Source organism: Methanosarcina sp. UBA289 (assembly GCA_002496565.1).
In the GTDB taxonomy this organism is placed as follows: domain Archaea; phylum Halobacteriota; class Methanosarcinia; order Methanosarcinales; family Methanosarcinaceae; genus Methanosarcina.
Window position 1 is genome coordinate 1 of record DAKJ01000005.1, and the last position, 26,179, is coordinate 26,179.

At 43.4% G+C, this 26,179-nt stretch carries 17 protein-coding genes and 1 pseudogene; 10 read left to right on the plus strand and 8 right to left on the minus strand.

Annotation, left to right across the window (positions count from 1 at the left end):
- Nucleotides 1–675 precede the first annotated feature (675 nt).
- The 5 genes from BP549_RS01475 (at nucleotide 676) to BP549_RS01495 (ending at nucleotide 8,487) form a co-directional block, all read left to right on the plus strand.
- The gene (locus tag BP549_RS01475) at nucleotides 676–1,788 is read left to right on the plus strand and encodes a DUF1646 family protein (RefSeq protein ID WP_292377779.1); all 1,113 of its coding nucleotides are present in this window, start codon (nucleotides 676–678) and stop codon (nucleotides 1,786–1,788) included.
- Nucleotides 1,789–2,253: 465 nt separating this feature from the next.
- Entirely contained in the window at nucleotides 2,254–3,540 is a 1,287-nt protein-coding gene (gene rbcL, locus BP549_RS01480; RefSeq protein ID WP_292377567.1) for a type III ribulose-bisphosphate carboxylase, read from the plus strand.
- 64 nt (nucleotides 3,541–3,604) lie between these two features.
- Nucleotides 3,605–4,708, plus strand: coding sequence for an L-threonylcarbamoyladenylate synthase (locus BP549_RS01485; protein ID WP_292376965.1), 1,104 nt, complete (start codon nucleotides 3,605–3,607; stop codon nucleotides 4,706–4,708).
- Nucleotides 4,709–4,775: 67 nt separating this feature from the next.
- The gene (locus BP549_RS01490; RefSeq protein ID WP_292376964.1) at nucleotides 4,776–5,015 is read left to right on the plus strand and encodes a hypothetical protein; all 240 of its coding nucleotides are present in this window, start codon (nucleotides 4,776–4,778) and stop codon (nucleotides 5,013–5,015) included.
- Between the two features lie 31 nt (nucleotides 5,016–5,046).
- Nucleotides 5,047–8,487 carry a DNA polymerase II large subunit gene (locus tag BP549_RS01495; RefSeq protein WP_292377569.1) on the plus strand — a complete coding sequence of 1,147 codons (3,441 nt, stop codon included), beginning with the start codon at nucleotides 5,047–5,049 and terminating at the stop codon, nucleotides 8,485–8,487.
- A gap of 372 nt (nucleotides 8,488–8,859) precedes the next feature.
- Here the strand turns inward: BP549_RS01495 and mmp10 are convergent, their stop codons facing one another.
- Nucleotides 8,860–10,095, minus strand: coding sequence for a methyl coenzyme M reductase-arginine methyltransferase Mmp10 (mmp10, locus tag BP549_RS01500; RefSeq protein ID WP_292377571.1), 1,236 nt, complete (start codon nucleotides 10,093–10,095; stop codon nucleotides 8,860–8,862).
- A gap of 419 nt (nucleotides 10,096–10,514) precedes the next feature.
- Here mmp10 and mcrB point away from each other — a divergent pair, with 419 nt between their 5' ends.
- The 5 genes from mcrB to mcrA are packed head-to-tail and all read left to right on the plus strand — an operon-like array spanning nucleotide 10,515 to nucleotide 15,458.
- Nucleotides 10,515–11,819, plus strand: coding sequence for a coenzyme-B sulfoethylthiotransferase subunit beta (gene mcrB, locus BP549_RS01505; RefSeq protein WP_292376960.1), 1,305 nt, complete (start codon nucleotides 10,515–10,517; stop codon nucleotides 11,817–11,819).
- Between the two features lie 24 nt (nucleotides 11,820–11,843).
- Nucleotides 11,844–12,359, plus strand: coding sequence for a methyl-coenzyme M reductase operon protein D (gene mcrD, locus BP549_RS01510; protein ID WP_292377572.1), 516 nt, complete (start codon nucleotides 11,844–11,846; stop codon nucleotides 12,357–12,359).
- A gap of 6 nt (nucleotides 12,360–12,365) precedes the next feature.
- A complete protein-coding gene (gene mcrC, locus BP549_RS01515; protein ID WP_292377574.1) occupies nucleotides 12,366–12,986 on the plus strand; it encodes a methyl-coenzyme M reductase I operon protein C in 621 nt (206 codons plus the stop codon).
- 1 nt (nucleotide 12,987) lies between these two features.
- Entirely contained in the window at nucleotides 12,988–13,740 is a 753-nt protein-coding gene (gene mcrG / locus BP549_RS01520; RefSeq protein ID WP_292377024.1) for a coenzyme-B sulfoethylthiotransferase subunit gamma, read from the plus strand.
- 5 nt (nucleotides 13,741–13,745) lie between these two features.
- Nucleotides 13,746–15,458 (plus strand): coenzyme-B sulfoethylthiotransferase subunit alpha, encoded by a 1,713-nt coding sequence (mcrA, locus tag BP549_RS01525; RefSeq protein WP_292376957.1) that lies wholly within the window; start codon nucleotides 13,746–13,748, stop codon nucleotides 15,456–15,458.
- 201 nt (nucleotides 15,459–15,659) lie between these two features.
- Here mcrA and BP549_RS01530 read toward each other — a convergent pair whose 3' ends face one another.
- The 7 genes and pseudogenes from BP549_RS01530 to htpX all read right to left on the minus strand — a co-directional run bounded on the left by BP549_RS01530 (nucleotide 15,660) and on the right by htpX (nucleotide 26,152).
- Entirely contained in the window at nucleotides 15,660–16,946 is a 1,287-nt protein-coding gene (locus BP549_RS01530; protein WP_292377576.1) for a nitrogenase component 1, read from the minus strand.
- Nucleotides 16,946–19,207: a nitrogenase component 1 gene (locus BP549_RS01535; RefSeq protein ID WP_292377578.1), complete on the minus strand. Its 2,262-nt coding sequence runs from the start codon at nucleotides 19,205–19,207 to the stop codon at nucleotides 16,946–16,948. Before BP549_RS01535 ends, BP549_RS01530 begins: the two co-directional genes overlap by 1 nt.
- A gap of 810 nt (nucleotides 19,208–20,017) precedes the next feature.
- A pseudogene (locus BP549_RS01540) lies at nucleotides 20,018–20,825 on the minus strand (IS1634 family transposase); the annotation flags it as partial.
- A gap of 657 nt (nucleotides 20,826–21,482) precedes the next feature.
- Complete coding sequence (locus tag BP549_RS01545) at nucleotides 21,483–22,469, minus strand: 50S ribosomal protein L11 methyltransferase (RefSeq protein ID WP_292377580.1); 987 nt, start codon at nucleotides 22,467–22,469, stop codon at nucleotides 21,483–21,485.
- A 231-nt stretch (nucleotides 22,470–22,700) separates the two neighbouring features.
- Entirely contained in the window at nucleotides 22,701–23,993 is a 1,293-nt protein-coding gene (gene aroA, locus BP549_RS01550; protein ID WP_292376953.1) for a 3-phosphoshikimate 1-carboxyvinyltransferase, read from the minus strand.
- Nucleotides 23,994–24,166: 173 nt separating this feature from the next.
- Nucleotides 24,167–24,820, minus strand: coding sequence for a thymidylate synthase (locus tag BP549_RS01555; protein WP_292376952.1), 654 nt, complete (start codon nucleotides 24,818–24,820; stop codon nucleotides 24,167–24,169).
- Between the two features lie 468 nt (nucleotides 24,821–25,288).
- Nucleotides 25,289–26,152 carry a zinc metalloprotease HtpX gene (gene htpX, locus BP549_RS01560; RefSeq protein WP_292376951.1) on the minus strand — a complete coding sequence of 288 codons (864 nt, stop codon included), beginning with the start codon at nucleotides 26,150–26,152 and terminating at the stop codon, nucleotides 25,289–25,291.
- Nucleotides 26,153–26,179 lie beyond the last annotated feature (27 nt).

Sequence of the window (26,179 nt, forward strand, 5' to 3'; positions counted from 1 at the left end):
CTGTCAAACTAAGGTTATAATAAGGTGCTCAACATTTAAGCTTTAATTATAAAGTTGTAAATCCCCTACATCCATCCCTAAGTTTATTACGCCTTTTCTATAATCGTTACTCTGATTTCTAATGCTCTGCTTTTAAGTCTCGCATAGTCTCGAACAAGGAAAAGGCTGAAACCCTTTTGGTTGAATTGACAATTGAGTGATTCTCCAGAATCTGGTTATTATCTTCCAATCCTTTATACAGACTGAGAAAACTAGTTTACTTGAATCTGACAAATGCATAGACAGAACCAGCCTGCTCCAGATCAAGCGCCATACGTTCTGCGTGAAAAGTGCTGTTAGGATATTAATTGAAATGGTTCTGGAAAGCTTGCTTGTATTGTATATATGTAAAGTTTGCAATGTCGATCTAAATAATAAAAGTAGTTTCTGCAAGCTCTAGTAACAGATTTTCTTTTAACCCCCCAGTGTAAATTAAATTTAAGCTCTTTTTGGACAACCAGGACATTAAATTGAATATAAACGGAATTAATATATTATTAGATCCTATATTGTAGGCTAATATATGACAAAGTAGGTCATCTTAATGACCAGATACTTGAGACTTTGTAGTATTCATCAGTATATAAGTCTCCCCAGGCAATCTATAATCCAGAAATTACCAGAGGAGGAAAAATGATGGCTCTTGATCTAGGAGTTTTAATAGGATTTCTTGTGATATTCCTGGCCGTGTTGCTAGGACCTTTTAAAATACATGTTATTGAAGAGAATCTGGAAGTATTCCTTTTCATATGCGGAGTGCTTGCAATGACTCTTTCAGGTTTTGCGAAGATTCCAGGCGTAGATACGGGTTGGAGTTTGGAGATAATCAAAGAATCACTAACTGCACCACTACATGTTGGAGATATAGCCGGCATACCAATAGGTATATTTCAGATTGTGTTAGTTGTCGGCTTGATTATCTATAAATGGCATGCTCCGATTCATAAAGCAATCAGAAAATTGACTGATATGCTTTCAGTCAGGGTTCTGGCTTTTGTTCTCATTGTTGTCCTTGGCTTATCTTCAAGCGTGATGTCGGCTATTCTTGCGGCAATTATTCTTGTTGAGGTGGTTAATGCGATGCCTCTCTCAAGAAAAGCCAAGGTAGACCTGACAATCATTGCATGTTTCTCAATCGGGCTTGGCGCTGCTCTTACCCCTCTTGGCGAACCTCTTTCGACAATCGCTATCTCAAAACTTTCAGGTGCGCCTTACCATGCTGATTTCATGTTCTTATTTAATATGCTTGGTAAATATATTCTTCCAGGCATCCTTGCTTATGGTATTATTGGAATATTCTTCCTTGGAAAAGCCGATGCAAGTGAGCATGAAATGGAAGCTGCAGACTATAACGAGACTGTAAAAGACGTCATAATGAGGGCTGTCAAGGTCTATGTGTTTATTGCAGCACTCGTATTGCTTGGGGAAGGATTCAAGCCTATTATCTTCGAGTATTTTATTCAGGTCCCGTCTATGGCTCTTTACTGGATTAACATGGTCTCAGCCGTTCTTGATAACGCTACTTTAGCAGCTGCTGAGATCGGGCCTATCCTCAGCGAATTCCAGATAAAAAGCATACTAATGGGACTTCTAATATCAGGTGGAATGCTGATCCCAGGAAATATCCCGAATATTATCTCTGCAAGCAAATTGGGTATAACCAGTAAAGAGTGGGCAAGGCTTGGATTACCTCTTGGACTTGTCTCGATGACCGTATATTTCGTTATACTGTTTGTATTCAATATCTGACACTTAAAATGTGCCCCTTTAATTTAGTACAACAGTTAAACCAAGTAATAGTTTCGAGTGAATGAGAAAAAGCCTAAGAGACATGGAAAGTTTATGTATTAGCTAAATTCGAAAAATAAACTCAAAATACCACTACATCCCCAAAGTGAAGAGTAAAAATTTACCTTAAATTTGAAGGAAAATATCTTTTGCTCTTCACTATTTTAAGTGGATAACTCAAAATCTTAAATTTACTTTTTATTATATTTTTGAGATTTGTTATCCACAACCTTTTTTATATTTAAGGAAATGCTTTATTTTTATTTTCTTCGTGCATTTTTCTGTTTTTCAATCCAGATTCGCTCCTTCAAGTAAATAAGTTTTTATTTACGTTCAGCTACTTCCTTCAATCAGGAATATAATTCTGTTTAGCATATTTCAATGTATTTTATTTGGAGATTAACCTATTCAGTTAGGAGGAAGACAATGCGAAGGGACTATATAGATACGGGTTATGGCCCAAAGGATACCGATCTGATATGTGAATTCCATATCGAACCGACAGCAGGAGTTAATTTTGAGGAGGCTGCAACCCATATGGCAGGGGAAAGCTCTATAGATTCCTGGACTGAAATTGCCACACTCAGTCCCGAACTTGCAGCCAAGCTAAAACCTCATGTTTTTTATGTAGACGAGGACACACAGACTGTAAAGGTAGCTTATTCGGAAGATCTCTTTGAACTTGGTTCGGTCCCGCAGGTGCTCAGTGCGATCGCAGGAAATATCCTGAGCATGAAAGTTGTTGACAATCTAAGGCTGCAGGATATTGCTTTTCCTAAGTCGATGATCCGTGAGTTTAGAGGTCCTGAATTCGGGTTGCCGGGAATCAGGGAACTTACAGGTGTGCAGGACAGGCCTCTAATAGGAACTATTGTCAAGCCGAAAGTTGGATTGACTTCTGAAAAGCATGCTGAAGTGGCTTATAATTCCTTTGTAGGCGGCTGCGACCTTGTTAAAGATGATGAGAATCTCACGGATCAGAAATTTAACCGCTTTGAAAAAAGAGCCGAACTCACCCTGAAGCTTGCAGAAAAGGCAGAATCTGAAACCGGAGAGCGTAAAATGTATCTCTGCAACGTTACTGCCCCCACCTGTAAGGAAATGATCCGCCGTATGAACTTCCTCAAAGACCTTGGTGCCAGCTATGCAATGATAGATATCGTACCTGCAGGCTGGACTGCACTTCAGACCCTTAGGGAAGAAGCCGGAGATGTGGGAATTGCTCTCCATGCCCACCGATGCATGCATTCGGCCTATACCCGTAACCCACGCCACGGGATAAGCATGCTTGTCGTTGCCAAGCTCTGTAGACTGATAGGGCTTGACCAGCTTCACATAGGTACAGTTGTCGGGAAGATGCACGGAGAAAAACACGAAGTTCTATCTCTCAGGGATGAGTGTGTGCTCGACAGTGTGCCTGCAGATGAAAGCCAGCACGTCCTTGCCCAGGATTGGGGAGGGTTGAAGCCCATGTTCCCGGTTGCATCAGGAGGGCTTGCCCCTACTATGATTCCTGACCTGTACACTATCTTCGGAAGGGATGTTATTATGCAGTTCGGCGGTGGAATTCATGCACATCCTATGGGTACGGCAGCCGGAGCCACTGCCTGCAGGCAGGCACTTGAAGCAGCCCTTGAGGGTGTTACCCTGCAGGAATATGCGAAAAATCACAAGGAACTCGAGGTTGCTCTTGATAAGTGGCTGAAGAAGTAATCCGGCAAACGAATAGCAGGAATAGTTATCACAGGAATAACAATTGAAAAGGAGTTTATCCCCTGTGCAAGCAGAAAACGGAAATAAAGTAAAGACCCTGGTTTTTCGGGTTTCCGAAGAAAATTTTGATGCCGTCCTTGACAGGGCGGCAGTGATCATCAAAAATGGCGGGACTGTAGCCTTTCCCACGGAAACGGTTTACGGGCTTGGAGCTGACGGCCTTAATCCAGAAGCAGTCCTGAAGATTTTTGAGGCAAAAAAGCGCCCTCCTGCAAATCCCCTTAGCTTGCTTGTTCACTCAAGGGAAGATGTTGAAAGGGTGGCAAGAAACATTCCGAAAAGTGCTTTCAGGCTAATGGATGATTTCTGGCCTGGTCCTCTTACGATTATCCTGGAAAAAAACGAGATTGTTCCCGATATTACCTCCGGAAAACTAAAATCAATAGGAGTACGCATGCCTGATCATAGAATTCCTCTGGAACTCATACAGAGAGCAGGTACTCCTCTTGCGGCTCCTAGTGCCAATCTGTCAGGAAAGCCAAGTCCCAGCCTTGCAGCCCATGTCATATCGGATCTTACAGGCAGGATTGATGTGATTCTTGATGGAGGAGAAGCTTCCATAGGGCTTGAATCAACTGTAATTGATATGACTGTCGAGCCGCCTGTTGTGCTCAGGCCTGGAGCCATAAGTGTTGATGAGCTTGAAAGCGTTATAGGAAAAGTGAGGTCTGGATACAAAAGCGGCGAAGCTGGTGACGAATCTAATCTGCCGGAAAAGAAGGCAGGTCGGAAATACGGGCATTACACTCCTGATACAGAGGTCGTGCTTGTGGAAGGAGAAGGAAAATCTGTTTCAGAAAAGCTTATCAAATTACTTGATAGTTACAGAAACGAAAGTCAGAAAGTAGGGCTCCTTCTCAGTGAGGAAACCAGTGAAGAAATCGCAGTTTTCCTTGCTTCGGAAAATCTGGGTTCAGCTGAGTGCTTTTTACTGGGATCGAGAAAAGAGCCGGAAGTGGCTGCCAAGAAACTCTTTGAAGGGCTCAGAAAGCTTGATAAGAAAGGGCTTGATGTAATCGTAGCCGATGGGTCTTTCAGCCGTTCTGGGCTTGGGGAAGCTCTCATCAACCGACTGAGGGAAGCGTCCTCCATAAAGATTATTGTTTAAGCTCAATTGTGATGCAGAAATGCAGAATTAATGCAGAATTGCAGATTTAATTAAATGTTTGAGAGGGATGGTTTTGAAAGCAGAAAAAAAGGAAAATCTGGTGAAATTGCGGGCTTACAAAAAAGTCGTAGATCAGAACAAAAAAATAAATAAGATTAACCTGGTAGTGCTGGCTGCAGGCCTGCTTTTAACAGTTCTGGGCATGGAGAAGGTAGGAAATTATATTATCTGGGTAGGCATTTTTGTCCTTTTTGTAACCTCAATTTCAAGCATTCTTGCATCCGGATCTCTTCGCAGGCCGAGATAATACCAATTTTTCTTTTTAAAGGGGCTTTTAAATGGGCGAAACAATTGCAAGTAAGGAAATGCATGAATACTTCGACGAACTTGAAGTAAGGCTCAAAGAAGCGATCAAGATCGCGAATACAGCTCGAGCTCGTGGAGGAGACCCAAAGCCCATTGTGGAAATTCCCCTTGCCAAAGATCTTGCGGATAGGGTTGAGAACCTTATAGGGGTAGAAGGAGTCGCTGTAAAGATCCGAGAACTTGAAGAAAAAATGTCAAGGGAAGAATCTGCTCTCGAAATCGGGCGTCAGGTAGCAGAAGGAGAAGTGGGGAACTTTGCAACAAAAAAGGATGCAGTTGAAGCTGCGATCCGGGTTTCCATGGCTGTCATCACAGAAGGAGTGGTTGCAGCCCCGATTGAAGGGATTAATAAGGTAGAACTGGGAAAGAATGACGATGGTTCCGAGTATATCCGGATTTTTTATTCCGGGCCTATCCGGAGTGCAGGCGGGACAGCCCAGGCCCTTTCCGTGCTCGTTGGTGATTACGTAAGGCGTGGGATAGGAATTGACCGCTACAAGCCAAGGCCTGAGGAAGTAGAGCGTTATGTAGAAGAGATCGTTCTTTACAAGAGAGTCGCAAGCCTGCAATACATGCCTTCGGAAGACGAGATCCGCCTGATAGTCGAGAATTGCCCTGTCTGTATTGACGGAGACCCAACCGAAGAAGCTGAGGTTGAAGGGCACAGAGATCTTGAGAGAATAGGGACAAACCGCATCAGAGGGGGAATGTGCCTTGTGCTTGCCGAAGGGCTCGCCCTTAAGGCCCCCAAAGTCAAGAAACACGTTAACAAGTTGAACATGGACGGATGGGACTGGCTGGATGTCCTCATAGGGGGTGCAAAAACCGGAGGCAATGAAGAAGATGAGCAGAAAAACAAGATCAAGCCGAAGGATAAGTACATAAGAGACCTTATTGCAGGCAGGCCGGTTTTTTCCCATCCTTCAAGGCCAGGAGGGTTCAGGCTCCGCTACGGACGTTCCAGAAACACTTCTTTTGCAGCTGCAGGAATTAATCCATCTAGTATGGTTCTGCTTGACGATTTTGTTACTAACGGAACTCAGCTCAAGGTTGAAAGGCCTGGAAAAGCTGCAGCCATGTCTGCCGTAGACTCGATAGAAGGGCCAACTGTGCGCCTTCGTTCCGGAGACCTTGTCCGGGTAGACGATATAAAAGAAGCTTATGAGCTTCGCTCACAGGTTGAGGTAATAGTAGATATCGGGGAGATCCTGATTAATTACGGGGACTTCCTGGAAAACAATCATCCTCTCATGCCTTCACCTTACGTTTTCGAATGGTGGCATTACGACTATGAAGCAGCCTGCCATGAAACAATACCTGAAGCCGAACTGAAAGACCCCTCAGCAGCTCTGGTTCTCAGGCTTGCAGAGGAATATGATGTCCCTCTCCATCCGAAGTTTACGTACCTCTGGCACGATATAAACCGAAGTGAATTTGAAGTTTTAAGGAAGTTTGTGGCCGAAAATGGAGACCTTTCAGTTGAAAATGGCATTCTCAGGCTGCCCCTGAAAACCTGCGTGGAAACAGGTATCAAACTCGTACTTGAAAAGCTCCTTGTACTTCACAGGGTAAAAGCTGACACAATCATGATCGAAGAAGCTCTTCCTTTTATTTTCTGCCTTGGGCTTGACTGCGACCTGAAAGAGAAAGCCCAGATGCCTGATACCGACAATATGGTGGATGCTGCAGCTCTTTTAAGCGGGTTTAAAGTTTTCCCTAGAGCTCCTTCGAGAATAGGGGCAAGGATGGGAAGACCGGAAAAATCCGACCTGCGAAAGATGTCTCCTGCAGCTCAGGTTCTCTTTCCCATAGGTAACGCCGGAGGAATTACTCGAAATCTCGTATCTGCTTCAGCTTATTCGGCTTCCATGAATGGAAAAATTGGCGAAATTGAAGTAGAAATGGGAATCAGGGAATGTCCTGCTTGTGGCAAAGAGACTTATTTCTGGCGCTGTGACTGCGGAGAATATACTAATCCCAAGTTCTCCTGCCCGCGTTGTAAAATTGATGTTAGGGGAGCTGAAACCTGTCCAAAATGTGGTAGAAAGCTAACTTCCGTTGCAAATGTTAAACTGGATTTTCGTTCAATTTATAAGCAGGCCTTTGAGAATGTAGGAGAAAGGGAAAAAATGGACCTCATCAAAGGCGTAAAACGGCTTATGAACGGGCAGATGACCCCTGAACCTTTGGAAAAGGGAATTTTGCGGGCAAAACATGATGTCTATATTTTTAAAGACGGAACTGTCCGTTATGATATGTCGGATATTCCACTTACACATATCAGGGCTGACGAAATCGGGATAACAGCAGCTAGGCTACGGGAACTCGGTTATCTTGAGGATATTTACGGAAATCCCCTTGAAAGAGATGATCAGGTTGTCTGCCTGAAGGTCCAGGATCTTGTTATCTCTTATGACGGGGGCAAGTATATGCTGCGTACCGCACAATACGTGGATGACCTACTTGTGAAATACTATGGGGTTGAACCCTATTACAATGCCGAAACAATCCAGGATCTTGTAGGCGTACTACTTATCGGGCTTGCTCCGCACACCTCTGCAGGCGTGCTAGGGCGTTTAATAGGATTTACGAAAGCTTCAGTCGGTTATGCTCATCCTTTCTTTCATGCTTCAAAACGTAGGAACTGTGATGGGGATGAAGATTGCGTAATGCTTCTCATGGATGGGATACTTAACTTCTCAAGATCTTATCTTCCTGATAAAAGGGGTGGGAAAATGGATGCTCCTCTTGTACTTACTACCAGAATCGATCCCAAAGAAGTAGACAAAGAGGCGCATAATATAGATGTGATTGCAAGATATCCTCTAGAGTTCTACAAGGCTACTCAGGAAATCAAAAATCCCACAGAACTTGAAGGTATTATGGACTTGGTGAGTGGTCGACTTGGAACCCCAGAGCAATACGAGCATTTAATGTTTACACATGATACTACGGATATTGCTGCAGGCCCGCTTAATTCTTCGTATAAGACTCTTGGAAGTATGATTGAAAAAATGGAGGCTCAACTTTCTCTTGCTAATAAAATAAGGGCAGTGGATGCTCCCGATGTGGCTGAAAGAGTACTCAAATCTCATTTTCTTCCCGATCTTCTCGGAAATCTCCGTTCTTTTTCTAGGCAGCGGATGCGCTGTATAAAATGCGGAGAGAAGTTCAGGCGCCCTCCGCTAACCGGGGCCTGCCCTAAATGCGGAGGTAATGTAGTGCTGACCGTACACGAAGGAGCTGTTCGTAAATATCTGGAGATCTCAAAAGAAATTGGGGAGCGATATGGAGTTTCCAGTTACACCCGACAGAGAATTGAACTTCTGGATAAAGACATATGTTCTCTTTTCGAGAATCATAGGGTTAAACAACTAGGGCTTTTGGATTTCATGTCCGGGTCTGCGCGCTGAGAATGAAATAAAAGAATTATAAATAATTATAAAAAATTAAAAAAATTAATCTGCTGAATTGAAAGGAGGCAGGGCAGTTTAAGAGCCCAAAAGTACAGTAGTATTTACTGATTAGTTCTCTAATTTTACTGTCCACATTACTGTTCTTCTTCTGGGAGTGATTCTTTTCAGGTTTCGATTGCACCCTTATAGGAAAAAATCCACTCTCCCAAACTTGAAAACTTTTCCTATCTACTTTTTGTGTAATTATATAATTACAGCGCTATTTATATAGTATCTGTTTGATTATCTGTATCTTTGACGGAATTTATTTTTTTATACTTTTCACTCTCTTTTCTCAGATTCGGACTGGGATTTTAATTATAGCCTTATTCATGCCACAGGTAACCCAAGGGAATTAATTTGCCCTATAAGCTCATTAAAGCTTTTAATTTCCAATTCCAGAACTTCTTCTCTTTTCATTCCTATTGACATTTCGCCGTCTACAGAAAGAAGCTCCGGTCCCCTGCGAACAAGCCTATCAACACCGTCTCTTTTAAAGGCCTCTTTAACTTCCATATCATGAGCAAAAGCCCTTCCTGGGATAAAAACAGTCTCGCTTACTTCTGAGAGATCCATATTTTTGAGATCCTCAATAGTTATGAGGCATCCGATGTCTTTTTTTGGGGAAACAACATTCACTGAGCCTCCAAGAGCTTCAAAGATTTCCCTCAGCCTTGGAGCTGCTATCTGGCCTGTAATGACAGTGGCTCTTCTTGTAATTCTCGGAAGTTTTTCTAGGGCTTCGGGAACATTTCGGATAGCAAAAGGAGAACCAATTAAGGGATCTTCAAGAGGGGTTCCTGTAATCCTCATGGAAGGGTGCTTTGCTGCAGAATTCCGTACCAATTCTGTGAATTCGTGGATACCGTGTGGGATTATACCCGGAATGATAGGGGCGTTATTCAGGATAAGCCCATTTTCCGGAAAATTTGCAAACCTCATTAGAATAGCTCCTTTTGCACCCATAGCTTCAAGGTCACTGAGGGTCTTATCAAGGATCTCTCCATCGTTTACTCCCGGAATGAGTACAATAGCCCCATATACGTCACAATGAGCACAGAAATCTCTAAGAACTTGTATAGAAGCTTCAGGCTCCGGGTCTTTCATGTACTCAGCTCTTAGAGCCGGATCGGTCGCAAAGACTGTAAAACTTACCTCTGTGACCCCGTGGTCTATGTAGAAAAGAGCGTCTTCAGGCTTGTTGAAGCCTTTTCCGCTTGTGTATCCCAGGTGTATGGGAGTCTTGAATTGAGACAGGAAAGAAACAAGATTCTTCAGTTCGGGGTAACAGCTTAAATCCCCTCCTCCACTGATACTGAATTTTTTTATCTCTCCACTTGCGAAATAGAGTTTTCTTGCAGTTTCTTCCAGTACCATCTGAAGGGGTTTGAAACCCGAATATGATTCTTTTACACTACGTGTGCAATAGTCACACCCTTTCTTGAAAGGAAGACAATACTTGCAGCCCAAGGGCTGAACGTCTTTGACCTTTTTAAAATAACAATACTTACAGAAGCCTCTACAGTCTACCCCTGGATTTCCGCCTACATCGACAACTACTTCCATATTAAACTTTCGTATTACTAGGTATTACTAAATCTTTTTGGTATGACTCTCTGGAAGCAAAATAACATATGAAATAATTTAGTGCAAATTCTCAATCAATTAAGAAAAAAAATTCATTAAGTATCTTGACATATTCTCTTCGGTCTTTAAGTATTATTAAAACATAATTTTTCCGTTGATATCGTTTTCTTATATATTTTCACAAAAATAGATTCTATATTAATAAAATATATTTTAAAAAAATGGATGAATTCATTCATCGGAGAACACAAAAGATTTAAGTACCTTCTAAACGAATGAGCTTTCATTGGGAAAGTGGACACTTAAAAACAGAGCGGTACTTGATTTATTGAGTGCAAAAGCACTCGAGTAGGTGACCAGTCCCAAAATGATTTTAATAAATTAAGGAGGAAATTAAAGTGTCTGACACAGTAGACATCTACGACGACAGAGGAAAACTGCTCGAGAGCAATGTCGACATTATGAGCCTTGCTCCAACAAGAAACGCAGCAATTAAAAAGATCATCATGGACACCAAGAGGTCCGTTGCAGTCAACCTCGCAGGTATCCAGGGTGCACTTGCCAGCGGCAAGATGGGCGGAAAGGGCCGTCAGATCTTAGGCCGTGGACTTAACTATGACCTTGTAGGCAATGCTGATGCAATTGCAGAAAATGTTAAAAAATTCGTCCAGGTTGATGAAGGCGACGACACCAACATCATCAAAGTCAAGGGTGGAAAGAGCCTTCTGATCCAGTCTCCACAGTCCAGGATGATTGCAGGTGCCGACTTCATGTCCGCAACCACAGTTGGTGCAGCAGCTGTCACCCAGACTATTCTGGACATGTTTGGAACCGACCCATATGATGCTCCTATCGTAAAGGCTGCCGTCTGGGGAAGCTACCCACAGACAATGGATCTCATGGGAGGACAGGTTCAGGGTATTCTCAGTATCCCCCAGAACAACGAAGGTCTTGGCTTCTCCCTCAGAAATATCATGGCCAACCACGTTGCAGCAATTTCCAACAGGAATGCAATGAACGCATCAGCTCTCTCTTCAATCTACGAGCAGGCTGGTATCTTCGAGATGGGCGGAGCAGTAGGCATGTTCGAGAGACATCAGCTCCTCGGTCTTGCATACCAGGGTCTTAACGGTAACAACCTCTTATATGACATTGTAAAGGAAAACGGTAAAGACGGTACCATTGGAACCGTTATCGAGTCCGTTGTTCGCAGGGCACTTGAAGACGGTATTATCTCTGTTGACAAGACTGCTCCTTCTGGATACAACTTCTACAAAGCAAACGACGTTCCAATGTGGAATGCCTGTGCAGCAGTCGGTACTCTTGCAGCTACTCTCGTGAACTGTGGTGCAGGCCGTGCAGCTCAGAACGTTTCCTCAACACTTCTCTACTTCAACGATATCCTTGAAAAGGAAACCGGTCTTCCAGGATGCGACTACGGTAAAGTAGAGGGTACCGCAGTAGGGTTCTCATTCTTCAGCCACTCCATTTATGGTGGCGGTGGGCCTGGTGTCTTCAACGGTAACCACGTCGTTACTAGGCACTCCAGAGGATTCGCAATCCCCTGTGTATGCGCAGCAGTAGCACTGGATGCAGGCACTCAGATGTTCACAATCGAATCAACATCCGGCCTGATTGGTGACGTGTTTGGTTCAATACCAGAATTCCGCGAGCCGATTAAGGCAGTTGCAGGAGCGCTCTAAGCATATAGTTCAAAAGGTCTAACGATGTCAGACTCTGCTTCAAATATAGAAGATTCTATTCAAATCGAAATCTTTCCCAGTAGAATCCTATCCCCTGAGACAGCTCAGAAGATTATAGCTGAGATTTACAAAGTGGATGGGGTGATCCGCGTTATGGTGCAAGGCAACAGACTGCCTGATAAGGTGTCTGCTGGCCCCGGCACCGGGGAAAAAGTGGAACATCCACTGAGAAAGCCCATTCAGATTGGAGATCAGGTTATTGAATTGAAGATCTGTGTGGGCAGGATCAGAGTTGAACTTTCAAACGCCGAAGCTAAAGAACAGATCAGGGAAGTATGCGAAAAATTGCTCCCATTCCCCTTTGAATTCAGGGAAGGACATTTCCTCAGGAAAAAGCCTACTGTAACTGACTATGCTAAACTTGGTCCTGAAGCAGACCCCAGGTTGCTTGGTATGGTAGATCCTAAAGCCAAGACAGACCAGCTCATCTTTATTGAGAAACAAGAGAAGCAAGAAGAGAAAAAAAACAAAGATGAGTGAAAAAGTATGATGATCGATCGGGAAACACAGGTAGTCGATTGCCGATGCGGCGCAGGACTTGGTAAAGGAGGAGGGCTTGCTCAGCGAGGTACTCTCTCAGAAGCCGGCCGTGCTGAGGTAGTAGCTATTGCTATGAGTCCCGGCCAGAGACATATCACAAAACCGGTATGTGAGATCACATATGGAATGAGGAAAGAAAACATTCAGGTAAGTGTGTTGGTACTCTACTCAGGTTCCGGAATTCCTGAATCAGGTATGAGAACAGGATCTTTTGTACTGAGTCCGGTAGAAGTCGCACAGATTGAAATGCACAAACTGGCTGTTATTCACCTCGGAAATATCAAGGACCATGTGATTAGAAAGGCAAGGGAAATCCTGAGCCAGGCTAATATTCCGGCGATTGTAGTCAGCCAGATCCCAGTAGATTTTGAGGATTTTGCAGAGGCAGGAGTAAAGACAAGATTAGTGATGCCAAGGGATGAAAATATTCGTACAAAGGGAATTGTGATGGATATGGTGAGCGGAGTTACACGTGGTGATTCCTGTCCCAGGGACAAGCTAAATCTGATCATTAAATACGTCAAGACTACATTAGACCAGTTAGAAGATCATAAAGGAGTTGCATGAGATGGCTTACGAAAGACAATTTTATCCAGGCGCAACATCAGTTGCCGCTAACAGAAGAAAACACATGTCTGGAAAACTTGAGAAACTCAGAGAAATTTCAGACGAAGATTTAACTGCAGTTCTCGGACACCGTGCCCCAGGGAGCGACTACCCAAGCACCCACCCACCACTTGCAGAAATGGGAGAGCCTGCCTGCTCGACCCGCGAGAATGTTGATGCTACCCCCGGTGCAAAGGCCGGTGACAGAGTCAGGTACGTCCAGTTTTCTGACTCAATGTACAACGCGCCTGCAACCCCATACTTCAGATCATACTTCGCAGCAATCAACTTCAGAGGTGTAGACCCAGGTACTCTTTCCGGCCGTCAGATTGTTGAAGCCCGTGAAAGAGATATGGAACAGTGCGCAAAGGTTCAGATGGAAACCGAAATTACTGACCATGCACTCGCAGGTATGCGTGGTGCAACTGTGCACGGTCACTCTGTCCGTCTCCAGGAAGACGGTGTAATGTTCGACATGCTCGACAGGAGAAGACTTGAGAACGGCACCATCATAATGGATAAAGATCAGGTTGCAATTCCACTCGACAGGAAAGTAGACCTCGGCAAACCCATGTCCAGTGAAGAAGCCGCAAAGAGAACCACCATTTACCGTGTGGACAATGTAGCCTTCAGGGACGATGCAGAAGTCATTGAATGGGTACACAGGATATTCGATAAGAGAACAATATACGGATTCCAGCCGAAGGTGAGGTGATCACAATGGCAGCAGACATTTTCTCAAAATTTAAAAACTCAATGGAAGTCAAATTCGCACAGGAATTTGGTTCAAACAAGCAGGTTGGCGGGGATATCACCGGCAAGACTGAAAAGTTCCTGAGGTTAGGCCCTGAGCAGGACCCCAGAAAGGTCGAAATGATTAAAGCCGGTAAGGAAATCGCAGAGAAGAGAGGCATTGCATTCTACAACCCAATGATGCACTCCGGTGCTCCTCTCGGTCAGCGTGCAATCACTCCTTACACCATTTCCGGCACCGACATTGTTGCAGAACCTGATGACCTCCATTACGTCAACAACGCTGCAATGCAGCAGATGTGGGATGATATCAGGAGAACCTGCGTTGTCGGTCTTGACATGGCTCACGAGACCCTCGAGAAGAGGCTGGGTAAGGAAGTTACTCCTGAAACCATCAACCACTACCTTGAAGTCCTTAACCATGCCATGCCCGGTGCAGCAGTGGTTCAGGAAATGATGGTTGAAACTCACCCTGCCCTTGTTGACGACTGTTACGTGAAAGTTTTCACAGGCGATGACGCCCTTGCAGACGAAATCGACAAGCAATATCTTATTGACATCAACAAGGAGTTCTCTGAAGAACAGGCAGCCCAGATTAAGGCATCCATCGGCAAGACTTCCTGGCAGGCAATCCACATCCCAACAATTGTTTCCAGAACAACTGATGGTGCTCAGACCACCAGGTGGGCAGCTATGCAGATTGGTATGTCCTTCATCTCTGCATACGCAATGTGCGCTGGTGAAGCAGCTGTCGCTGACCTGTCATTCGCTGCAAAACACGCAGCTGCAGTTTCCATGGGTGAAATGCTCCCAGCAAGGCGTGCACGTGGACCAAACGAGCCCGGTGGACTTTCCTTCGGTCACCTCTCAGACATTATCCAGACAAGCCGTATCTCTGAAGACCCAGCAAAGATCGCCCTTGAAGTCGTCGGTGCAGGCTGTATGCTCTACGACCAGATCTGGCTCGGCTCCTACATGTCCGGTGGTGTCGGATTCACACAGTATGCAACAGCTGCATACACTGATGACATCCTCGACAACAACGTGTACTATGACGTTGACTACATCAACGACAAATACAACGGTGCTGCAAACGTCGGCAAGGACAACAAGATAAAGGCAACTCTCGACGTCGTAAAGGACATCGCAACTGAGTCTACACTATACGGTATCGAGACCTACGAGAAGTTCCCGACTGCCCTTGAAGACCACTTTGGTGGTTCCCAGAGAGCAACCGTGCTCGCAGCCGCAGCCGGTGTCGCAACTGCACTTGCAACAGCAAACGCAAACGCTGGTCTTTCTGGCTGGTACCTCTCCATGTATCTGCACAAGGAAGCATGGGGCCGTCTCGGATTCTTCGGATACGACCTGCAGGACCAGTGTGGTGCCGCAAACGTTCTGTCCTACCAGGGCGACGAAGGTCTTCCAGACGAACTCCGTGGTCCAAACTACCCCAACTACGCAATGAACGTCGGTCACCAGGGTGGATACGCAGGTATCGCTCAGGCTGCTCACTCAGGCCGTGGAGACGCATTCACCGTCAACCCACTCATTAAGGTCTGCTTCGCTGACGACCTCCTGCCCTTCAACTTCGCTGAGCCCAGGAGAGAGTTCGGTCGCGGCGCCATGAGAGAGTTCGTGCCTGCTGGTGAGAGATCCCTCGTCATTCCAGCAAAATAAACTCAATAACTGAATATTCTAAAACAGAGTAGGCCTTCTGGCCTACTTTTTGTCTCTTTTTCTATCTGTTTTTTCGTATGATTTTTCCAGAAACCCTTAGAGCCTATTCAAAAAATCCTGTTGCTCTAAATGCTATTTCTCTGTTATTTTCTCAGCACTTCAATAGTTTTCTTCTCTTTCCTGCCCTTCAAATATAGATTTTCATTTGGAGCGCAGTCCGTTAATGATTTCTTCTATAAGAAGAAGTGCACCTGAAACTCCCAAATATGTCTTCGGGATTATATGGATGTAGCCTTCTTCCGGAAGGGTTATTTCGATACAAGCTTTGCAACATCCCTTTGCTTTTAAAAGCTGAAGGGTGGGGCTGTCAGCAAAAGCAATATCAACTGATTCAAGGGAAGGATCTCTATCCCAGGCTTCGCAAAATCCTTTTTCCTCCAGAAACGCCTTGAGAGATCCTGTTATTTCAGGATCGCTTCCGGGAAGCAGTTTTACTGCAAAGGGAGCCATTCCCAGGTAGGAGTAAAGCCATTGTGTAAGAGGGTAGGCAAGGGAGCTTTCGGCACGGATTGAAAAGCTGGCTCCTTTGGGGAGACCCGAGTAAGAGTAGAAACGCGAAATCTGCCGGTAACTGGCTTTTCTGGCTTTCTGGATTTCTGCAAGGGCAGGTGCAGGGTCGATATTCAGGACAGTTGCAACTTCTCTCAGCAGGCTTTCACTCGCATCAAACCCTATGGGAGCTCCAAGAGGAGAAAAAACAGCAGAGGTCCCAAAGCTCTCTCTGTACCATTCTGCAATCCTTCTGCCGTATTCGGGGAAAAGAACGATATTACAGGCTGCATCGCCTGACTCCCGAATTTCTTCAAGGGAAGTTCCGGCAAGGAAAACTGCCCCCACTTCCAGGCCTAGGAAAGCAAGGAGCCGCTTCATTTCTGCAACCGACCCTTCCCAATGCTTGTGGAGCAGGGAAAGTCCTATCAGATTCACTTTTTTAGGGTTTCTTGGGCGATGGATGGACCGGAGTTTCATGTTCTCGAGGAGAGCAAGAGCGACATTTTCAAATCCCCTGGCTGCTGGAAGGGAAAAACCCGGGTTTTCCACCACAAAGCAGCGGTTCTGCATTCCTGCTTTTTTGATTACACTCTCCAAGTCGTCTCCCACAAGGCTTGCTCCAGGGGAATTTAGCACCATAAGCAAGCCTTTTTCTTTTGCTGCTATTGTCGTAAGCGCCCTTTCAAATTTTTCAAGGGAACCCCGAATGTAGTCTTCCCCGTCCAGGCCAGTGCAGGGGACTCTAGGCTGACCGAAATAGAACTCGTCCTGAAACGCCAGGGGGTCATGGGAACCTTCCCTGGGAAACTGCCTATCCGAGAGAAAACTGTGGTATAACTTACATCCTATAGGGCCATTAAGGATAACAGCCGCGTCCTTGATTCCTTCTACCGCTAGGATAGAACCCGTAAAGGCGTCAGGGGAAAAAATCAACATTATTCACCTCCATCGTATTTCCACCCTTCCACAACCGGTAGCCTTAAAAGCGTACTCCAGCGTTTTGCAAGTTCAAGCCCGCTCAGAAACCCTACCTGAGGGGAGAAAGGAATGGTATCGTAATGCACTCCTTCTTCATGGACCGAAGGGGCATAATTCGAAAGGACCAGGTTCGGCATCAGGGTCCTGACATCCTTTGCCCTTTTTTCATCCGTATAGTCTTTCTCCATCGAGAAGTCTTCATGAGACCGGAGCCCAGGGCTTACCCTTCCGAAAAATGAAACTGAAATCCCAACTTTGATAATTTCCATTCCCAGATCCCGGATCGTATCCAGAATCCAGTCAATCTCCTCGGTGTAACTCACCACGAGTACGCGCTTTCCCAATAAATAGTGGGTATATTTTGCAATCTCTGCCCTGTAAAGTTCTTCCTGTTCCTGTAGCAGTGGGGAGACATCCTTTCCGGGAAGCAGGCGTTCTGCGAGTGTTTTTACCCAGATGGAACTTTCCCGGAAACCCACAGGAAAAGGAAGCTCAAAAAACTCAAGCTTGAAACGCCCGGAAAGATATGCTTGCAGAGTTCGTGTTTCGGGGTCACCGAAAGCCAGCAGGTTTATCTCCGCTTTTTTAAAAGAGCGAAGGGAAAAGGTGTCTGTCCCCTTTAAAAACCTGCAGTTGACTCTGTACCCCAGCTTTTTGAGCAGCCCTTCTATAGTACGGAAGTGTTCCTCTTCCCGCAGGGAAAACCCCCTTTCTCCTATAATATTGACCAGGCCTTTTTCGAGCTTTACGGAAGGGTCAATCAGGTCAGCAACTCTTTTGTATCCTTCAAGTAGCCCTGTAGAAAAGTCTCCCGTAAGGACTCCTTCCACAGGGAGGGGGATGACCATCGCTCCAGGAAAATGGGCTTCAGCTCTTGAGGCTGCCTCCCTTATATCGTCTCCTATGATTCCTCCGGGGCAGGTGTTTACCACAAAGACCGTTTGCCAGCCGGCTGACAGGGCTTCTTCGATTTTACTCTCAAGCTTTTGAAGCCCTCCGAAGATGATTTCCTCTTCCTTCATATCTGTAGGCAGGATACCTGGAACCTTCTCAACCCCACCTGCATTTATTCCACCTCCTCTTAAAAACGAGCAGGCAAGGGCATCGGCCGTGATATGAGTACAGCTCCTTGGCCCGTGAAGGACTGTAGCGGCATCTCTAACCTGAAAAGTCGCAGTCGCAGCTCCTGAAAACGCACAGCCGTAAAGAGGCGGTCTGAAGGGATATGCTGTCGGGAACGGTGTGGACATTTCTTCAGGAGTTTCTGCAGGCTTTGTTTCGTGAATTCCGGAGGAGATTTCTGTGGAATGACTGTTTTCCTGTCTGGAGGAATAAAGCTCAGTACCGGTTTTTTTATCGGGAGCAGGATCTGTACCTAATGGCTTTATGCAGGGCCTTTCCCGTCTTCCCAGCACCAGAGCTTCAAGCTCAAGGTCATCAAGTGGGTTGGCAGGGTGGAGCAGGCTCCTGTCTTTTTCCAGGGTTTCAACATACTTTGCCAGCTCTCTGAATATACTTGCAGGAGTAGAGGAAGGAAAAGCTTCTGCCAGGGTTTTTCCGGCTTTTTCAGCCTGGGAAAAGACTTCATCCCTGGGGATGGAGGCAAGAACTGGCAACCCTACCGCCCGGGCAAAGGCAAAGACTCTTTCCTCCTCAGCAAAAAGTCCTCGCCTATTGAAGATGATGCCTGCAACCCTAGGGGCTGCATCCTCAAAATTCATGATCCCCCGGAGGATGTTGTTTGCTGCGTACAGGGCCATATATTCCCCGGAAGTCACCAGAAAAATCGCATCTGCATATTCTTTCCTGAGGGGAACTGCAAACCCGCCGCAGACCACGTCCCCAAGCACGCCATAGAGAACGACGTCAAAGGAAGAAGCCCTGAGTCCCAGGCGTTTTAAGACCTCAAAACTGCTCAGGATCCCGCGGCCAGCACAGCCAATCCCGGGTTTTGGGCCTCCTGCTTCCACGCAGGCAGTACCTCCGTAGCCTTCAAATACCAGGGCTTCAAGTTGCTGAGCTTCCTGGGGAGTTTCGCGCATATAATCAAGCACTGTTGGGATAACAGCCCCGCTAAGTAGCAGGCGGGTGGAATCGTGTTTCGGGTCGCAGCCGATCTGCAAGATCCTTTTTTTCAAATCAGCAAGGGCAGCCGAGAGATTTGCAGAGACTGTAGACTTGCCTATGCCTCCCTTCCCGTAGAGAGCAATCTGGATCACGTTTTTTCCCCCGATAATTTATTGAACTTAAAAGGGCAAAAACGTGGGAACAGAGAATTAATTATTTTTCCTGCTTTGACGGACATACCTGAATTCTGAAGGATCTGTAATAGTTTTTTAAAAGGAACGATGTTATAACAGATGCGCTGTTCATCTAATTTTTCTGTAAGTTCAAAGATATTCTTATTTTCTAAGATTAGAACTTTCTTTATTTGGGAATTATTTGTAATAAACCAAACCATTTTATCCTGAAACATTTTACAACCCACTATACTCAAAACAGTCATTTTTTACCTACTTTAAGGACAGTGGTACTATAATATATATTTAGAGGTTAGAAAAATATACATGGTACTTTTGCAGTATAAAACAATGACATTTAGAATCTAGCAAAGATCGGCTCTATCGGAAACTTATGAAACCTGACTTTGACAGTATCCACTAATTGGTACTGACTATTTCCCTTCTTTTTTATCCCAAATTGACTTGACAATTTGTTTAAATTTATAAAAATTTGTTATATTTTCTATGTAATTCCACTCTTTTTTACTACCATCAAGCTATATTGATTCGATCAAAATTCGCAAAAATATAATTTTTGACTCCATTTATCTTGAACTTAACTGTAAGTGTCAAATTGGTCGTGCACTATTAGTTAGTTGATGTTATTTCCAAAACAATTTTAGTGGCACATCATACCTTTTTTGTAATTCAGTAAGGTTAATAACATGCTTGACGCACGAAACATAAGGCATTTCTAGTACTGGAAAATTAATCTTGAAGACATCAACCGTATAATGATGGATGATCACCTTTTTTGGAATCGATCAATTCTGCTCTTTCCAGATCAAAGTTTTCAATTATTTTATCATCACTCTTATTCAGTTTCATGGAAGTGAGATAGTCCATTTCAGCATCCTGTATAAGGTTGAGATTATCTTTGGTATTAGCTCCTTTATCAAAAACAATAAGAGAGCCTTTTTTAAACCTACTTTTAACCTGGTTAAAAGTATCAGAAAAGTGCTCAAGATCAAGAACGTTTCCTTTATTCACTGTAATTCCAATAGAGAACGTTTCCTTTATTCACTGTAATTCCAATAGGTATGTTTATGGGGTCAGCTAACTCACTAACTGCAACTGTTATCTGCAACTTGTCAGGCCTATGATCTCTGCTATATCCGAATTTACCAAGGTTAGATTTAGTCCCATAAAAGACTATACTCGTCCAATCCAGGTTTATATTCGTATCTTCAAAACCATAAGTAGAAAATAGAGAGTCCAGAATATCACACAGAATTTCCTCTTTGTTACGTCCCAAAAGCTCAAGAGTTCTGTAAAGAACTCTTTCGTGAAACCTTTCAAGGTTTAAGATATCTAGAATCTCGTTCTGATTTAACCATTTGCCAGATTCTTTGATGCTAAAATTATCAGTTAATTTGTAGTTTAACAAACCGATTAGTAAACTATTGAGATCAAGACCCTTGCTTTTATTTTTACTAAAAATATCACCGAAATTAAGCTTTTCATAAAAATATTGGACAGCAAGAATAGATCCGATAGGAACACATATATTCTTGTTAGGAATTGTAGGGAAGGCTCTCTGTTTTGTGATGTTCATTGGACCGAATTATACAAAACAGAGAGCACTTATTTTTATGTAACTGTCAAAGTCAGGATGAAACTAATATCCTCTACCCAAAAAAGCTATATTATATACAGTATCAAGGAATATATTAAAATAATACATTAGTTCGCTAAAGTATGTTCTCAACCTTTACTTTACCTCTATTTACCTACTCATACGCTACACTGCTGTTCTTACTGAGCCTATCCCAAAAGCCACTTCACTCTTAATAGTTGAGAATTCTCAGAATTGTTTTCAAAGATTATGAGCTTGATTAATTTCCAAAATACAAGGTTCAAGAGGCTAATTTCAGGTTTTGGGATGAACTCACTCTTAATTTTCGTCTGATCCATTCCTGAATGGGGAGTAGAAATATCTCAAATCTGAACTTATCCTATCTATAACTTGAGGCCCTCTCATGACGATTGAAAGTGTTTTTTCTGAAGGTATAGGCATATATTTTTAGTATGAAAGATACCAGTGCGTAAAAGCATCGGTGCTCAATTGATATCTAGTTGACATTTATGCATAGTTCTGAAACTCTTATATGTGCAAATAAGATCAGTTTTATATGTACAAATAAGATCGGTTTTGGGATAGGTTCAATGATAAGAACCTTCAACATTCTTCTCCATTCTGATCTCACGTAATTTACTTCAAAATAACGACAACTTCTTTGCCTAATTTGCCTGCGGATTCCACAAATTCTGCTGTATCTACATCAGGAAATGCGTCTATAATACAAATATCAAACTTTTCATCTAAACAATTCGCTAATTTTCTTATATCCATATTATAAACTTCAAATTTGTCTCCAGATGCTACTAATTTTTCTTCACTGCCTGAAAGTTTAACTGGAAATCCATTAACTTCTAAATTAATCAAAGTAGTTTCTATTGCAGGACTCCATATATCATTAAAAACAACTTTTCGAGCACCGGCTTTAAGGCATGTGATTCCTAAAGTCCCAGGACCACATGTACAATCAAGAACAGTAGGCTTATCGTAAGCTTCCAAAGCATTTTTAAGTATCTCTATTTTGGGCGGCTTTAGCTTTGGAAACTCTATGTGAATTTCATGCTGATATTTGTATATTCCTAAAATCCCATAAGGAGTTTGTATTATATCACATCTCAAATCGCATCCAGCAAGAAGTTCATATACATGAGGATTAGAATCAGAATCTTTTATACCCACAGTTTTTCTTACATCCCCCTTTAAAACTCCTTTAACTTCCTTAACTTCCTTTACAATTATTTCAGCACATTTTTTATCTACTTTATTAGATAATATTACTAAAGAATCCTTTGGCAAATAGAGAATAGAATTAGTTGGATAGCCAGGAGTTACAAGAGGGACACATGCATTCCTTAAATTAGCTTTTTTGTCTTTTATTCCTTCATCCATCATTATTTTTAGCACGTGAGATATTACAGCATCAAGATGCCTCTTTCCGCATTTACAACTTCCAAAATTGTTATCTATTTCATCTAAATTAATCTGTTCTGCTAGAGGAGAGAATTTCTTTATTTTTTCTGTTTTGCAATCGTTGCACGGTTTGTAGAATAATTCAATGTCTTTTATTGCTGTTGAAATAGGCTTTATGCATGTATCTCCACACTTACACCTAATTTCCATATATTTAAATATGGAATTTTTGTATAAGTACTATGTTATTTTTTATTGCCCCTAAATTTTTTCAGACTCTCTTAGAAGGTAAATGATTTCTTTGACCGATTGGAGCTTAATTCTAAAAAAGAAAATACTGAAAGTTTGAGGATTCCTTTCATTATTAATTATCAAATTTAAACAAAATCTGCATCTAATCTGATTTAATTTACACTTAGAAATCTGTATTGGATTCTCAACTTATTCTTCTAAGATTTCTTCAATTTTTGCTCCAAGATTGCGCATATCTTTAAAGAAGTTCGGATAAGAAATTGATACAGATTCAGTCGAGTCAATTGTTGTATTTCCTGCAACCATTCCTGCCAGTGCAAGAGCCATAACAATTCTATGGTCATCCCAGCCATGCACTGAAGCTCCATGTAATTTTCCACCTGTAATGATCAGGCTGTCCCTTTCCTCTTTAAGATTTACCCCAAGTTTAGGAAGTTCGGTTGCAAGGGCGCTCAGGCGGTCTGTCTCCTTATATCGAATATGTTCGGCATTTTCAATCCTGCTTGTCCCTTCGGCAGCTGCAGCCAAGACAGCGACTGTCGGGACAAGGTCAGGAGTTGCTCCGGCGTCGAAGGTTATTGCTTTTAATTTCCTTCCTCCCCTGACGGTTACATTACCTGCTTCTTTATCCCATGTTATATTTGCTCCCATCTGTTTCAGGATTTCAATAATTACTTTATCCCCTTGTCTTGAGGGGAAGAGGTTTTTGACTGTAACTTCAGACCCATCAGTAAGGGCTGCGGCTGCAAGGAGATAGGATGCAGAGGAAAAGTCTCCGGGAACGGTATAGTCTTTGAAATCATATTTCTGTTTTCCCGGGATTATGAATCTGGTACCGTTACTGTCATCGGTTTGAATTTTAACGCCTGCCAGTTCAAGCATCTCAAGGGTTACATCCACGTAAGGCCTTGACTTAAGTTTTCCTTTTATGGAAAGAATGGTACTGTTTTCAGCAAGCGGACAGGTTATTAGAAGAGCCGAGATAAACTGGGAACTGATAGAGCCATCAATACTTACATCCTGTCCCTTAAGTCCGCCTTTGACAACAAGCGGAGCTCTCTCGTTTCCTCGAGTGGAGCAAGCTTTTACTCCCAATTGACTTAGAACTTCAAGAAGAGGCCCGTTTGGCCGGGTACGAAGGGAGGCATCTCCGGTAAGCACTGTAATCCCATCAGTGAGCGCTGCTACTGCGGTCATGAAACGAAGGGTTGTCCCGGAGTTTGCAGCATCGATAACATCATCCGGGATATTGGGTTTACCCTTGACTCCGTGGATAATAAGCTTGTCTTTTTCCCTTTCAACGGAGGCCCCAAACATCTCGGAAGCCTTGACTGTAGCAAGAGTATCGGCTGAAATAAGGGGACGCCTGACGATTGATTCTTTTGAGAGAGCTGCAAGGGTTACAGCCCTGTGAGTGTAACTCTTTGAGGGTGGGGCAAAGACTTCCCCTTTGATTGAGGATTTGTCGATAGAAACACGCATGTGTACCAGATCTCTTCGATTTCATATTTTTGATTTTTCATGAGACTCAGGTGCTTACTTCTAGCCTTCTGAATACTCTTTTTGTAATGCTGCTAATTATTTGATCAGAGTGAAAATACTTTAAATGTACTTTTAACTCAGTTAAGAGCTCGAATTGGAACCCGGTTTAGAAATCAGTTTACGCCTTTTACGATATTTTCTACCATATCCCAGTCATGGTCATAGACGTGTGCTGAGATACTAATAGTTGTGATCGTTCCGGGTTCTGTTCCCACTCTGTCAGCTACGTACTCGAGAAGTTTTGAGAGCCCGTAAAGATTTGCAGGATAGGCTCCCCCAAAATCATGACTTCTGAAGAGAGTTGTGAGGTGTATCTTTCCATCTCTTATTTTAAAATCGTCGAGCATCATGCAGGGGACTTCATTAATTTTCATATCCACTGGAGGGATCCAGGTAATCGCTATTGCTCGCCTGGAAGTAGGACTTTCCTGCAGCTTTTCAATCACATATTCTATCTGGTCTACTTTCCCATGCCAGTTTCGAAGGCGTTGCCCGTATGTATACTCAAAGTCCTGTATGTTTTCTCCCGAGATCAGTTGTTTTGCATACTCTTCAAGCCTTTCTTCATTCCAGGCAGTCTCGTGCGGGATCCTGTTAGTATAGGGATCTTCAATTACTATCATCAAATCCATAAATTCCCTGATCTGACTTCCTCTTTCATCCGTAATAACTTGCCCGTGATTTTGGATAATGTTAAGCCCGCGGTACCATGCATCAGAAATAGTTTTTGCCCTGACGATCCTGCCAATTCCAAATTTATCTTTCATTGAAAACTCCCCGATAAAATCCGGATATGCACAATTAATATCGTTATCCGGTAAAAATATCTCAAATCTGCTATTTTGATTAATATCTCTAATTTTTAGGATTTTTTGGACACACTTTCCCATAGCTAAATATGGTATAATATTCTACACAGGTAGAGTTATTTATCCTATTTTCTTTATTCAGCACTTTCTTTTATAAGTGCTTTCTCTCAGATATAACTTAAATTTCACCATGACTATTGATAGCATATAGCATGCCCAACTTAAAAAAATTTCGGGTAAAAAAGAAAAATGGAATTCCGGACAAAAAAATACGGAAAAGAGATCAAATCAAATTTAAAGAATAATAAGCAGTTGAATCTAAACTGAATTAAATCTGGATAAAAATATCAAATTAAAAACTTGAAAAAACTAAAGAAAAAAGCCTGAATAGAAGAAAAGAATTTAATAAAGGTCTGAGAAAGGTTCTCAGACTCTCATTGCTCTAAGGCGCCTTATCCTCTCTTCTGTTTCTGGGTGAGTGCTGAAGAGAGACTGAATCGTTCCTCCTTTTAATGGGTTAACAATAAACATATGAGCGCTGCTTTCCGTTGCCTGCACATCTGAGGCTCTTGGGTTGTAGTGAGAGTTCCCATATTCAAGTTTTTGAAGGGCATTGGCAAGAGCCCATGGTTTTTTACACATTCCCGCCCCTTCTGCATCGGCTGCATATTCTCTTGACCTTGAGATTGCAAGCTGAATCAAAGTTGCAGCAATAGGTGCCAGAATGGCCATCGCGATAAGGCCTATGATTCCACCGTTTTCGTCATCATCTCTGCCGCCAAAGCCGCCGAAAATTGCAGCCCACTGTGCCCAGTTGGCAAGCATTGTGACGACACCTGCAAGGGTTGCAGCTATGGCACTTATCAGGGTATCCCTGTTCTTCACATGTGCAAGTTCGTGTGCCAGCACACCTTCCATTTCCTCATAAGAGAGCAGTTCAAGAATTCCGGTTGTAGCAGCCACAGCCGCATGCTCTGGATTTCTTCCAGTTGCAAAGGCATTCGGCATTGAAGATTCTACGATATATACTTTGGGTTTTGGCATTCCAGCTTTGAGAGCCAATCCCTCGACAATCCTGTGCAGGTTCGGAGCTTCTGCAGGGGAAACTTCTTTTGCTCTATACATCTTGAGTACTATTTTGTCACTGTACCAGTAAGTTCCGAAATTCATAATTACTGCAAACAGGAGAGCAATAATCATTCCGCCTGTACCCCCCAGGTAGTTTCCTATCAGGACCATGAGACCTGTAAGGGAGGCAAGCAAAATTGTAGTTTTAAGCATGTTCTTCATGACTTCTCACACGACGTCCTCCCAGGC